The sequence below is a fragment of the Bradyrhizobium sp. Pha-3 genome (genome assembly GCF_042258325.1).
Lineage (GTDB): Bacteria > Pseudomonadota > Alphaproteobacteria > Rhizobiales > Xanthobacteraceae > Bradyrhizobium > Bradyrhizobium elkanii.
Window position 1 is genome coordinate 7,967,325 of record NZ_CP170151.1, and the last position, 13,130, is coordinate 7,980,454.

General features: G+C 65.5%; 12 protein-coding genes. 5 read left to right on the top strand and 7 right to left on the bottom strand.

Going from position 1 to position 13,130, the window contains the following annotated elements:
- The first annotated feature begins 14 nt into the window (after positions 1 to 14).
- The 4 genes from ACE10X_RS38035 (at position 15) to ACE10X_RS38050 (ending at position 4,257) form a co-directional block, all read left to right on the top strand.
- Positions 15 to 545: a GNAT family N-acetyltransferase gene (locus tag ACE10X_RS38035; RefSeq protein WP_375763661.1), complete on the top strand. Its 531-nt coding sequence runs from the start codon at positions 15 to 17 to the stop codon at positions 543 to 545.
- A gap of 280 nt (positions 546 to 825) precedes the next feature.
- Positions 826 to 2,211 (top strand): MATE family efflux transporter, encoded by a 1,386-nt coding sequence (locus ACE10X_RS38040; RefSeq protein WP_375763662.1) that lies wholly within the window; start codon positions 826 to 828, stop codon positions 2,209 to 2,211.
- 259 nt (positions 2,212 to 2,470) lie between these two features.
- Positions 2,471 to 2,914: a DUF2147 domain-containing protein gene (locus tag ACE10X_RS38045; protein WP_038385218.1), complete on the top strand. Its 444-nt coding sequence runs from the start codon at positions 2,471 to 2,473 to the stop codon at positions 2,912 to 2,914.
- Between the two features lie 245 nt (positions 2,915 to 3,159).
- Complete coding sequence (locus ACE10X_RS38050; RefSeq protein ID WP_038389016.1) at positions 3,160 to 4,257, top strand: ISAs1 family transposase; 1,098 nt, start codon at positions 3,160 to 3,162, stop codon at positions 4,255 to 4,257.
- A gap of 49 nt (positions 4,258 to 4,306) precedes the next feature.
- On the opposite strand, the gene ACE10X_RS38055 is transcribed toward ACE10X_RS38050, so the two are convergent.
- From ACE10X_RS38055 to ACE10X_RS38075, 5 genes are all read right to left on the bottom strand, one after another.
- Positions 4,307 to 5,455, bottom strand: a complete 1,149-nt coding sequence (locus ACE10X_RS38055; protein WP_375763663.1) for a DUF3095 domain-containing protein — start codon at positions 5,453 to 5,455, stop codon at positions 4,307 to 4,309.
- Positions 5,456 to 5,616: 161 nt separating this feature from the next.
- Entirely contained in the window at positions 5,617 to 6,822 is a 1,206-nt protein-coding gene (zigA, locus tag ACE10X_RS38060; protein WP_375763664.1) for a zinc metallochaperone GTPase ZigA, read from the bottom strand.
- A 238-nt stretch (positions 6,823 to 7,060) separates the two neighbouring features.
- Positions 7,061 to 8,923 (bottom strand): molecular chaperone HtpG, encoded by a 1,863-nt coding sequence (gene htpG, locus ACE10X_RS38065; protein WP_375763665.1) that lies wholly within the window; start codon positions 8,921 to 8,923, stop codon positions 7,061 to 7,063.
- A 91-nt stretch (positions 8,924 to 9,014) separates the two neighbouring features.
- The gene (locus tag ACE10X_RS38070; protein WP_038385260.1) at positions 9,015 to 9,821 is read right to left on the bottom strand and encodes an MBL fold metallo-hydrolase; all 807 of its coding nucleotides are present in this window, start codon (positions 9,819 to 9,821) and stop codon (positions 9,015 to 9,017) included.
- A gap of 60 nt (positions 9,822 to 9,881) precedes the next feature.
- Positions 9,882 to 10,862 (bottom strand): AraC family transcriptional regulator, encoded by a 981-nt coding sequence (locus ACE10X_RS38075; protein WP_375763666.1) that lies wholly within the window; start codon positions 10,860 to 10,862, stop codon positions 9,882 to 9,884.
- Positions 10,863 to 11,048: 186 nt separating this feature from the next.
- Between ACE10X_RS38075 and ACE10X_RS38080 the strand changes: the two genes are divergently transcribed.
- Positions 11,049 to 11,597 (top strand): sigma factor-like helix-turn-helix DNA-binding protein, encoded by a 549-nt coding sequence (locus tag ACE10X_RS38080; protein WP_038385222.1) that lies wholly within the window; start codon positions 11,049 to 11,051, stop codon positions 11,595 to 11,597.
- Here the strand turns inward: ACE10X_RS38080 and ACE10X_RS38085 are convergent.
- On the bottom strand, positions 11,576 to 12,670 hold the full coding sequence (locus ACE10X_RS38085; RefSeq protein WP_193375420.1) for an asparaginase: 1,095 nt from the start codon (positions 12,668 to 12,670) through the stop codon (positions 11,576 to 11,578). The genes ACE10X_RS38080 and ACE10X_RS38085 overlap by 22 nt on opposite strands.
- A gap of 112 nt (positions 12,671 to 12,782) precedes the next feature.
- Positions 12,783 to 13,100, bottom strand: coding sequence for an AMP-binding protein (locus ACE10X_RS38090; RefSeq protein WP_038385223.1), 318 nt, complete (start codon positions 13,098 to 13,100; stop codon positions 12,783 to 12,785).
- Between the last annotated feature and the right edge of the window lie 30 nt (positions 13,101 to 13,130).

Sequence of the window (13,130 nt, forward strand, 5' to 3'; positions counted from 1 at the left end):
CAAGGACCCAGACGATGAGCATCGAAATCGACATTCTCAACGGAGATGCATCGTGGAAGCGCGCCGAGCCGCTGCTCCGGGCGGTCTGGAGCCCGGATGCCGCCGAGAAACCAGCCTGGGCGGACATCAAATGGGCCCACGCGGATTTGCGCGTGCTGCTCGATGCGCCCGACGACAGCGGGCTCGCCTGCCATGTCGGTATCTATTTCCGGACCATCACCTGGAATGGCCACAAGGTGCATGTCGGCGGCATCGGCGGAGTCTCGACCCGCGCGGACTGCCGGCGGCGCGGCTATGCGTCACTCGCGTTAGATGCCGCCGTGCACACCATTCGCGCCAATGACGCGGTGAAATTTGCAATCCTATTCTGCGAACCGCACAATTTCGCGTTCTACCAGGCGCGCGGCTGGCATCCCTTCAGTGGCGAAGTTTATTGCGAACAGCCTTCCGGGCAGATCCGCTTCGAGGCGATGGCGCCGTTCGTCAACGACGTCGTCCGCGCGCCGCGCCAGGGCAAGATCGACCTATGCGGCCTGCCGTGGTGACCCCTGCATCGGCGGCGGTGGCCTGAGGGGCCTGCGCGTCGTAGCATGTCGGTCATCATTTATTGGCGACAGGCTTTCACAAAGTGACCTCGAACCGCGGCTGCGAGCAAACTGCGCCCCCTCTCCCGCTTGCGGGGTCCGAGGCGAGCGAAGCTCGCTCTCGAAGTTGGGGTGGGGATTTCACCGCTGGTCACATCGCAGAGAGAGCCCCCACCCGGATTGTATCTCCGATGCAATCCGACCTCCCCCGCGAGCGGGAGAGGTGAAGGGCAACCGACCCATGACCATTGAAGCCTCGATCGACGACACCGGCCCCACCGCGGCTGCGCCTGCCGTGCCGGTCGACGACCTCTTGACCGCGCCGATCCTGCCGACGCTGCTTCGCCTGGCGATCCCGAACACCATCGCCATGTTCGGCTCGACGCTGGTCGCGGTGGCCGAGACCTCTTACATCGGCCGGCTCGGCACCGAGCCGCTGGCCGGCATCGCGCTGGTGTTTCCGTTCGCGATGCTGACGCAGATGATGTCGGCCGGCGCGATGGGCGGCGGCGTCTCGTCGGCGATCAGCCGCGCGCTCGGCGCCGGCGACCGCGACCGCGCCGCCGATCTGGCGCTGCATGCGGCGATCATCGGCGGGTGCGCCGGACTGTTCTTCACCGTGATGATGCTGGGCTTCGGCCGCGACTTCTATGCGCTGCTCGGCGGACATGGCGGCGTGCTCGAGCAGTCGATGCATTACTCGCAGGTGCTGTTTTCCGGCGCGATCTCGATCTGGCTGGTCAACACGCTCGCCTCCGTCGTGCGCGGCACCGGCGACATGCGGATTCCCTCGATGACGCTGATCACGGTCTCGATGATCCAGATCGCGGTCGGCGGCGTGCTGGGTCTCGGATTGTTCGGCATGCCCGGTCTCGGCATGCGCGGCGTCGCCGCCGGACAGCTCACGGCCTTCACGTGTGGTGCGATCTTCCTCGCCTGGTATCTCGCCTCTGGCCGCAGCCGGTTGAAGCTCGACTTCGCCGCCTTCAGCTTCCAGCGCGCGATGTTCCTCGACATCCTGAAAGTAGGCGCGATCTCCTGCCTGTCGCCGCTGCAGAGCGTGCTGACCATCCTGATCTTCACCAAGATCCTTGCCAGCTTCGGCACCGAAACGCTGGCCGGTTACGGCATGGGCTCGCGGCTGGAATTCTTGCTGATCCCGATCGCGTTTGCGGTCGGCGTCGCCTCGGTGCCGATGGTCGGCATGGCGATCGGCGCGGGACTCGTGACGCGCGCCCGCAGGGTGGCGTGGACCGCCGGCACCGTCGCCGGACTTGTCGTCGGCCTCGTCGGACTTGTGGTCGCATTGAAGCCGACGCTGTGGATTGCGCTGTTCACCACCGATCCCGGCGTGACCGCCGCGGCTTCGTCCTATTTCGCGCTGGCCGGCCCGGGCTTCGGCTTCTTCGGCGTCGGCGTCTGCCTTTATTTCTCCTCGCAGGGTGCGGCCAAGGTTGGCGGGCCGGTGCTGGCCGGCACCATCCGCCTGCTGCTGGTCGGCATCGGCGGCTGGTGGCTCGCTACCGTGAGTGCCCCGGCATGGACGCTGTTTGCACTGGTCGGCGGTGCGATGGTGGCGTTCGGCCTCGCCACCATCATTTCGATCCGGCTGACCCGCTGGGGATAAAATACGACGCAGCGCCCTCGCACCGGAGCGTTGCCTGAGCATGACTGCTCCGAAAACAGGCACCAATTTTTTGGGAGCGCGCTCACCTGATCGCGCGACTATGACATTGCAGAAATTCATCGACTTGTTATGCAGGCCGACCTCTAAAGCGCGATGAGATTGAGTCGAATCGTCATCGCGCTTTAGTTCTTTGTTTGACCATGATCTTTTCGGAAAACCGCTTCGCACTTTTCCGGATCATGCTCTTGGGGAATAAGCCATGGCCTGCCGATTCGGATTCATGATCGCAATCATTGCGACGGCGCTTGCCGTGCCCACCGCGCATGCGCAAGGCGCGCCTGAGCCTGTCGGCGTCTGGCAGACCCAGGCCGGCGATGCCCGCGTCAAGATCAGCAAATGCGGCGGCGGTATCTGCGGCGTGGTGGTGAGCCTGCGCGACCCGGTCGACCCGATGACCGGCAAGCCGCAGGTCGACAACAAGAATCCGAATCCGTCGCTGTCCAGCCGGCCGATCATCGGGCTGCCGCTGTTTTCCGGCATGCATCCGGTCGCCGCGGGCAAATGGTCGGGCCAGATCTACAACGCCGACGACGGCGGCACCTATGCGAGCAGCATCTCGGTGACCGGCGAGAGCACGCTGCGCGTCGAAGGCTGCGTCGGCGCGCTGTGCGGCGGCGAGACCTGGACGCGCGTGGGGCGGTAATTCTTAGCCGAGCGGCAACCGCGACGGGACTGCGCCCCTCTCCCGCAAGCTTGCGGGGGAGGGCTGGGGTGGGGGCTCTCTCCACGAGTCACATTGTGGAGAGAGCCCCCACCCGGATCGCATCATTCGATGCGATCCGACCTCCCCCGCAAGCGCAGGGGAATCGCATGTGTGCGCGTGCAAGTAGTTGCCGAATCGAAGGAAAGGGATTCTGAAGGCAGTTCCTGATCTGAAGGGAGCGGCCGATGCAACGATTTGCCGAGTGCTTTGAGGATTTGCCGGACCCGCGGGCCGACAACGCGCTGCATGACCTGACCGAGATCTTGTTCATCGCGCTGATGGCGACGCTGTGCGGGGCGACGAGTTGCACCGATATGGCGCTGTTTGCCCGGATGAAGGCCTACCTTTGGCAGGATGTGCTGGTGCTCAGGAACGGCCTGCCGAGCCACGACACGTTCAGTCGGGTGTTCCGGATGCTCGACCCGAAGGCGTTTGAGGTCGCGTTCCGGCGTTTTATGAAGGATTTTGCGCAAGGCGCGAAGATCAAGCGGCCGCGCGGTGTGATCGCGCTCGACGGCAAAGCGTTGCGACGCGGCTACGAACGCGGCAGGAGCCACATGCCGCCGGTGATGGTGACCGCCTGGGCGGCGCAGACGCGCATGGCGCTTGCCAATGTGCTGGCGCCGAACAACAACGAAGTCGACGGTGCCCTGCAGTTGCTTGAGCTCTTGCAGCTCAAGGGCTGCGTAGTCACGGCCGATGCCCTGCATTGCCACCGCGCGATGGCCAAAGCGATCGTGGCACGGGGCGGTGACTACGTGCTGGCGGTGAAGGCGAACCAGCCCGCTCTGTTGGAGGATGCCAAAGCCGCAATCTGCGCCGTCAAACGCAAGGGCAAGACTTCGCTCGCCACCACCGATGCGGACCATGGACGCACCGACAAGCGTGTTGCTCTCGTTGCGCCGGCTCCCGGCATGGCCAAGAAGCACGACTTCCCAGGCCTCAAAGCTGTCGCCCGCATCACCAGCAAGCGTGGACAGGACGACACGGTCGAGCGCTACTTCCTGATGAGCCGCCCCTACAGCCGCAAAGACGTCCTGCGTATCGTCCGCGCTCATTGGGGCATCGAAAATAACCTGCACTGGCCGCTCGATGTCACCCTCGACGAGGACCTCGCCCGCAACCGCAAGGACAACGGGCCGGCCAACCTGGCCGTGCTCAGGCGCCTGGCCCTCAACGTCGCCCAAGCCCACCCGGACACGACAGGCTCCTTGCGCGGCAAGCTCAAACGCGCCGGATGGAACGATGCGTTCCTCTTCGAACTCCTCGGTCACATGCGATAGCCCTGCCCGCAAGCGGGAGAGGTGCACCGAACTTGCCGCTTGGTCAGCGCTACACCGCACGCGCCTTCAGCACCGTCGCCGCCGAGGCGTAGCCGCCGCGGGCGCCGTCGATGAAGTGGACGTGGTCGGCGCGCATCACCGAGGGAGTGAAGCAGGTCATCATCGCGGCGTCCTGCTCGTGCAGGCCATAGCGCACGATGCCCTGCGCGGCGGCGGCGGCGAGGCGCTGCTCGATGTCGGCGGCGAGCTCCGGCGTGCAATCCAGGATCATGCGCAGGCCGTCGTCGAATTTGCGGAAGTCTGAATTCTCGACCACCTGCTGCAGATAACGTTTCGGCGCGAACTTGCCGACCGGAATGTTGAACCGCATCAGCGTATAGGCCCACAGCGCGAACGCGAGCACCGTGGCGCGCCGCAGCGCGAGCGGGCCGCCGCGCCGTGCGCGCGCCTCGTACTCCATTCCCTGCGGCGGCCAGTGCAGCGGCGGGCCGCTTGCGGGCACTGGCCGTCCGGCATCGGGGCTCTTCTCGATGCGGACGACGATATCCTCGATCACCTTGCGGAAGGACGCGGGCTCGGCGTTCTTCGCCGGCAGCACCAGCACCGACAGGATGACGCCGCGCGCGGACGGCATCACCTCGAAGCGGCAGGACAGGCCGGACAAATCCGGCTGCGTGCCCTGAGGCGCCGGATCGACCGCGAACGCGCCGCGCTTCATCGCGGCATCGGCGTAAGCAAGACCGCCGCCGGAGAACATCGCATAGGACAGATTGGCCGACGGCCCAAAACGCGCGACGCGGACATCGGCGCCGGCGGCGCGGATCGCCGCCATCGGCACCAGCGCCACCCGCAGCACCAGATCGAGGTCGTCGCGCACCCAGCGCGCGGTCGCGGCAAGGGCCTCGCGCGCCTTGTCGAGATCGGCGGGCGCAACCGCAAAACTCGCACCGTCGCCGCCGAACACGAAGGGGAATTCGCGCCCCTCCAGCGCATTGGTGACGGCGGCGACCACCGCGGCGCCGGCCATGTTGACCGCCTTGTAGCGCTGCGCCGCGATCGCCTTGGTCGATTCCACGATGTCGGCGACGCCGACCGTCCAGTCATCGGGCAACGGCGCGTACAGCGCGGGGTCCATCAGCTTCGCGAAGCCGCGAAACACCGGAATGCCGCCGTAAAAGATCTCGCTGCCGCCAGCCATCGCCGTTTCTGCCCTGATGCGGGATTCTCTAGCAGATACGGCGCGGGTTGGGGCCGGTTTTAGAAGCGTAGCCGGGATGGAGCGCAGCGCAATCCGGGGACCTCTCAAGCGGCGGGAGACCCCGGATTGCGCTGCGCTCCATCCGGGCTACGGTGACTGCCTCACGCCGCCTCGCCTGCCCTGCTCCACGGCGGAAACGGATCGCGCAGCCCAGCCCAGGCCTGCGGGTCCATGCCCGGTCTGCCGGTGACGAGGCAGGCATCGAGCCGACGGCGGATGTCGTCCTCGTTCATGCCGGAGCCGATGAAGACCAGCTCCTGCCGGCGATCGCCGTAGAGATCGTTCCAGCTCCGCTGCATCATCAGCCGCCAGTCCGGATGATCCGGCCAGCGCTCGCGCGGGATCGCCGCCCACCACGAACCGAGCCCTTCGGTCCGCGCGATCGCGCCGGCCTGGCTCAACTCACCGCACCAATCCGGACGCGTCGCGATCCAGAAATGGCCCTTGGCGCGGATTACGCCTTGCCAGCTCTCGCGCAGGAAGGCGTGGAAGCGCAGCGGATCGAACGGGCGCCGCGCGCGGTAGACGAAGCTCGTGATGCCGTATTCCTCGGTCTCCGGCACGTGCCCGGCGAAGCCGTAGAGCTCCTTGTGCCAGAGCGGATGCTGCTGCGCGCGCTCATAGGCGAAGCGGCCGGTGTCGAGCACGCGGTCGAACGGGACCTTGGCGAAAGTCGCCTCGACGATGTCGGCCTCGGGATTGAGCGCGCGCACGATGGTGCGGGCGGCCTCACGCTCTGCCTGCGTCGCGGCGTCGATCTTGTTCAGCACCACGACGTCGGCGAACTCGATCTGCTCGACCAGCAAATCGACCAGCGTGCGCTTGTCGCCGTCGAGCGCTTCGCCGCGCTGGCTGAGGAAGTCGGTCGAGGCGTAGTCCTTCAACAGATTGGCAACGTCGACCACCGTGACCATGGTGTCGAGCCGCGCGACGTCGGAGAGGCTCTGGCCATCTTCATCGCGAAACTCGAAGGTCGCGGCGACCGGTAGCGGCTCAGAGATGCCGGTCGATTCGATCAGCAGATAGTCGAAGCGGCCGCTCTCGGCGAGCGCGCGCACCTCCTTCAGCAGATCGTCGCGCAGGGTGCAGCAGATGCAGCCATTGCTCATCTCGACCAGTTTCTCGTCAGTCCGGGACAGGTTCGCACCGCCATCGCGCACGAGGTCGGCGTCGATGTTCACCTCGCTCATGTCGTTCACAATCACCGCAACCTTCAGGCCGCGGCGGTTGTTCAGGACGTGGTTCAGCAAAGTGGTCTTTCCAGCCCCGAGGAAGCCGGACAAGATGGTGACGGGGAGTTTTTGCATCGAGATCAAACAGTTGCTGGAGGGATGGGCGGCGGCGGGACATAGGGCATTCGCTTGATGTTATGTTATAACATAACATGAATGAACCATGGCGTGTCAAGCGCCGGAATGCGGCGCAGTCAGCCTGCCAGTTTTAGGAATGCGTAGCCCGGATGGAGCGCAGCGAAATCCGGGGCCGCGCTATCCACGGATGGATCTGTCCCGGATTACGCTTCGCTCCATCCGGGCTACGAGCTGCCTACTTCCCTAATCCACGCAGCACGAGCTGGTTCATGCGACCAGCGAACGCGGCGGGGTCGTCGGGCATCTCGCCGTCGAGGATCTGCGCCTGCTCGAACAGCAGCAGCGACAGGTCTTTCGCCTGCGCGGTATCGGTCGCGAGCGCCGCGACCAGCGGGTGGCGCAAATTGATCTCGAGCACCGGCTTGGTGATCGCGCCGCGGCTCTGCTGGGCGAGCAGCCGCTCCAGCGCGCGGTCGCGCGCATCGCCGCCGGCAACGAGGCACGACGCGCTCGCGGTCAGCCGCTGCGAGGCGCGGACGTCGGAGACGCGCTCGCCGAGCGCATCCTTGATCACGGCGATCGTGGTCGCGGCGTCGGCCGCAGGTTCGTCCTTCTTGTCGTCCTTGTCGTCGGCAAGCGGGATCAGGCCGAAATCGACATCGCCCTGGCTCAGCGACTTCAGCGGCTTGCCGCCGGAATCGAGCGGCGCCGACGTCCAGAACGCATCGACCGGATCGGTCAGGAGCAGCACCTCGATGCCGCGGGCGCGCGCCGATTCCAGCTTCGGGTTCGACTTCAGCCGCTCGACGCTGTCGCCGACCAGATAATAGATCTCGGTCTGGTTCGGCTTGAAGTCGTCGACAACCTGCTTCAGCGAGCGGTTCTCGCCCGACGTCGTGGTGAAGCGCGCCAGCGCCAGGAGCTTGTCGCGGCGCTCGAAGTCCTCCCACAGGCCTTCCTTGATCACCGGGCCGAACGCGTCCCAGATCTTTGCAAAGGTCTCCGGCTCCTTCTCGCCGAGCGTCTCCAATTCGCCGATCACGCGGCCGGTCACGGCCTTGCGGATCTGCGCGAGCTGCGGATTGTTCTGCAGCATCTCGCGCGAGATGTTGAGCGGCAGATCCTCGCTGTCGATCACGCCGCGGATGAAGCGCAAGTAAGCCGGCAGCAGCTCGGCGTCGTCGGCGATGAAGACGCGGCGGACATAGAGCTTGACCTTGCCCTTGCGCTCGACCTGAAACAGGTCGAACGGCTTTTGCGACGGCGCGAACAGCAGCACGGCGTAGGACTGCCGGCCCTCGGCGCGGTAATGCAGCGTCATCGCCGGCTCGTCGAAGGCACCGGCGATCTGCTTGTAGGCCTGCGCGTAATCCTCCGGCTTGAGCTCCGATTTCGAGCGCTGCCACAGCGCGCTCGCCGAGTTGATCTGGCGCGGCTCGCCCTCTTCCGGCACCAGGAGGATCGGAAACTGGATGTTGTCGGAATATTCGCGGACAATGCGCTCGATCTCGTAGGCCTCGAGATACTTGGCGGCGTCCTTCTTCAGATGCAGCACGATCTCGGTGCCGCGCGCGACGCGCTGGGCGGCCTCCTCGCTCGCCGGTGCGATCTCGAAGCCGCTGCCGCCTTCCGACGTCCACACCCACACCTCGCCCGAGCCGGCGCGGCGGCTGGTGACGACGATCTTCTCGGCGACCATGAAGGCGGCATAGAAGCCGACGCCGAACTGGCCGATCAGATTGGCGCCGTCCTTGGCCTCGGTAAGCTTCGACAGGAACGATCTGGTGCCGGAGCGCGCGATGGTGCCGAGATTGTCGATCAGCTCCTGGCGCTCCATGCCGATGCCGGTATCGACCACGGCAAGCGTGTCGGCCGCCTTGCTCGGGACGATCCTGATCTCCGGCGGCGTGCCGTCCGTGATCAGGGACGGATTGGCGATCGCCTCGTAGCGCAGCTTGTCGCAGGCGTCCGACGCGTTCGAGATCAACTCGCGCAGGAAGATATCGGTCTCGGAATAGACCGAATGCACCATCAGGTGCAGCAATTCGGCAACCTCGGCCTGGAACGGCTGGGATTCGGCAGCGGCAGTTGTGGTCATGCGGAAACTCGGACAATCGGTAAGTGGCGGGAAAGCCCTGATATAGCGCGATCGCGCCGCGTGGCAAGATTGCCAAAAGCGGCCGGAACCGTCAGTCCGAGATCGCCGCGATATAGCGCTGCACCGAACGTTCGAACGCCGCCTTGGCATCGGAGGCGATGTTCTTGCCCCACCAGGCGCCATAGATCCGATCATAGGCCAGCGGCTCGACCGCCCGCGCGACGCGGCGGACCGCCGGTGCATTGAGCGGGATATAGTTCGGGTAAGAATACATGAAGCTGACCGAGCGGCGGTCCATCGCCACCATCGCGATATCCCCGGTCAAGAGCGCGCCGCGCCCGTCGGCGCCCTTGCGCCAATGCAGCATGGTGGCGCCGGCGAAATGCCCGCCGCCGCGCACCAGCAGGATGTCGTCGGAGATGCGATGGCTGTCGCCCTGCCACGGCACGATCGACGGATAGGGCCGCGTCACCCATTGCGCGTCGTCGCCGTGCAGATAGACCGGAGCATTGTCGAACGCCGCGCTCCAGTCGGCCACCGCGCCATAATAATGCGGATGCGAGACCGCGATCGCCTTCAGCCCGCCGAGCGATCTGACATGCGCGATCGCCTCCGCCGTCGCCAGCGGCACGCAGTCCCACATCACGCAGCCGCCGCGGTCCGGCACCAGCAGCGCGCGCTGCCCGATTGCAAAGGACGGTTCGAGCGCGATCCCGACGAGACCGAGATCGTCGCGCCAGACCAGCTTGTGGCGCTGTGCGAGTTCCTCGCGCGTCAGCCACGCCTGCCCCTTCCAGTTCACATATTGCCGCTCGTCCTCGCAGATCGGGCAAGCCGGCGGCGGCGCTGCGGTTTCAGGAAATTGCGCGCCGCATTGTTCGCAGGTCCACAGAGGCATTGGCAGCGCCCTCGTTTCGATGAAGCCGGTCTGCTGATCTAGCGCCACGACAGCAGGTGTTCAATGCTTGCGACCCAGTTCCATCTGCATCTCCGCTGGCGCTATGCCGAACTTCCGGCGGAACGTGCGATGGAAATAGGACAGGTCGTTGAAGCCAGCGGTGTAGGCGATGTCGCTGACCTTGCGGCCGGCGCCCTCTTCGTGCAGCAGCAACCGGCGCGCCAGCAGCAGGCGCTGATCGAGGACGAACTCCGAGAATGTCGTTCCTGCGGACGCGAACAGGCGTTGCGCCTGGCGGGTGCTGAGCGCATTCGCCTTTGCAACGGCCTCGATCGTCAGGTTGCCGTTGTCGAGATTCTTCAGGACATCGGCCTTCATCAGATCGAGCCGCGCCTTCGCCACGCCGTCCCGCGCCGCCAGTTCCTTCGTCTCGGCGCTGTTGCCGAGCACGAGACCGACCAAGTCGACGAGATGATGCGCCGCCGCCTGCTGGCCGGGCACGTCCAGATCGCCGGCAAGCTCGGTGCAGAGCGCGGAATAGCGCTCGATCATCGCGCTCAAAGCCGGATCACGCCCGAGCGGGCGCGCCAGCCGCGTCTCCGCCGAGGGTGCGATCTGGAGCAGCAGGCGCCGCGGAAACCGCGTCGTCGTAAAGCTGCCCGACCGGGTGAGATCGGCCGTGCCGACGATATTCATCTCGGTGAGGCACATCTGGCCGCGCTGAAGCTCAATCGCCTTGTCTGCCTGCGTGACTTGCACCGTGCCCCGCGTCGCGAAGATCAGGACAAGGTCGTCGCAGCCGTCATTCAGAAGCGCGCGGGTGCGGGCGAAGCGGGCCGAGCCGCCGCGTGGCGTCGCGATGGCGACCGAATGCAGCAGCGTGAACTCGTTGTGGCAGTCGATGCGGTTGTCGTCGGTCGGTCCGACGTCGAGCCGGCAGAAGCCGCGGCAAATCCCTTCGCGCCATGCCTCATAGGCCGGCCCTTTCGCCAGCCCGTGATGGAAGATCGAGAACCGGTTGGTCACCTGTGTCTCGGACATGATCCGTGCTCCGAACGCCCGATCGATCAAGAGGCGGCATGATCGATCGCTTGCTGCCCGATATGCGCATGTCGTGTGCGCACGTCGTTCCTGTCCCTACGCTTGGCGCGACGGTCCACGACTCCGGCGAGGAGCCTGATACCACTGCGCCGATTGCCGGTAAAGCTATTCACGAGATGCAACCCTATGATGCGAAGTGCGAAAGCCGGGAATAAAACGGCGCAGCAGTTTCGCGACGCGGCGCTGCCGTGTCTCGACGATGCCTATGCGTTCGCCCAAGTGCTGATGCGGACCGAGGCGGACGCCGAACTGGCCGTGCAGGACTGTTATCTGCGCGCATCGCGTGAGTTCGACAGCTTTCGCGGCCCGGCCGTCAGGCCATGGCTGCTCGCGATCCTCAAAGCCGTCTGCCAGGAGAGACTTGGCCCGAAGCTCGCCGGCGAAAATGCAACGCCAGAACGGCGTGACGGCGCAACAATCCGGCAACTGGTCGACGACCTGCCCACCCCGCTCGGCGAAGTCATCGCCCTGCGCGAAATGATCGATCTGTCCTACAAGGAGATCGCCGAGGTCACCGGCGTCCCCGTCACCACCGTGATGTCGCGCATCGCGGGGGCGCGCGCCCTGCTACTCGCGGCGCGGCGCGCGGCGAATAAGACGACGCAGACGCTACCGGAGCCGAGGCCCGCCGGCGGCGCCTCAAAACCGCCGGTCTACCGCGCGAACGCCTGTTGAACCGCCGACGGCTCGGTGATGCCGTTCGCGATCAGGAGCTCAAGCAACACGCGCGCCTTCTGCGGGTTGAGATCGAGCGAGACCGCAAAGCCGAGCTTGTCGTCCTCGACCTCGACGTTGCGGTTCACCAAGCCTGAGCCGACCCGGGTCGAACGCACTACCACGACGCCTTGCTTCGCCGCGGCGGCCAGCGCATCGATCGCGCCCTTCGATGAATTGCCGTCGCCGACGCCGGCCAGTACGATGCCCTTGGCGCCGCGCTTGACCGCATCCTCGACCTCAGCGGCGTCCATGTTGGCGTGCGAATAGATGATGTCGACCCGCGGCAATGGCGGCGCATCCGGCAATTTCAGCTTCGCACCCTTGGCCGGAACAGCCGGCTGCAGGAAGCGCAGCGCGCCGGTGTCGACATAGCCGACCGGCCCAGCGTCGGGCGAGCGGAAGGTCTCGACGCTGGTGGTATTGGTCTTCTGCACCCAGCGCGCGGCATGGACGGTGTCATTGAGCACCACGAGCACGCCGCGGCCGCGGGATTCCGGCGCGGAGGCGACCCGCATCGCCTCGTAAAGATTGGCCGGGCCATCGGCGCCGATCGCGGTCGAGGGCCGCATCGATCCAACCACCACCACAGGGATGTCGGTATCCAGCACGTTTTGCAGGAAGAACGCTGTCTCCTCCATGGTGTCGGTGCCGTGCGTGATGACGACACCGTCGACCTCCTTGTTGTCGATCGCGGTGCGGATGCGCTTGACGAGGTCGAACCAGACCTTGTCGTTCATGTCCTGCGAGCCAATCGACGAGATCTGCTCGGCCGAGATCTGGGAGAGCTTGTCGATGCCCGGAATCGCCGCGATCAGGTTTGCCGCGCTGACCTTGCCTGAATCATAGGCGTTGCCGGCGCGGGCATTGGCCTGCCCCGCGATGGTGCCGCCGGTACCGAGCACGAGCACACGGGCCAGCGTGGTGCCGGTGGCCTGTTGTGCTGATACCGGCGAGGCAAGCCCGATCGTGAGGGCTGCAGCGAGGCCGAGGAAGAGCCGAACGGAATAATTGGATTGAAACGAACGTGGCATGATCTTCTCCCCAAAGCGACAGGTCGCCAGTCCACAACTCGTGGTTTTGTCCCGTAACAAGTGGACAAAGTTGCGGCGGAAGATGCGATGGTCGGAAGCCGGGTTGAAGTGTTTAGTGAGCTCCAAACGCGTTGCGCAGATCGATCTCCGTTCCGACGGTTCGCCAGATCGAACGATCGACGAACAGCACCCGATCCTCTGCATGGGCGAGCAGTCTTGCAATATCCAGCGCGTGCAGGCGCGCATTGATGGTGTGCAGCACCGCGCCCATGCAGGGCACGGCGAGATAAAGCTCGAGGTGACGGTGCGAGTTCCAGGCCAGCGTGGCGACGCGTTTGCCGCGCTCGATGCCGATCCCGGCGAGGAAGTTGGCGAGCCGGCTCGGCGTCCGAGCATCTCCGCGTAGCCAATGACGTGGATGCGGTCGCAATACCGCGTCGTCACGGTCTTGTTCGGATAG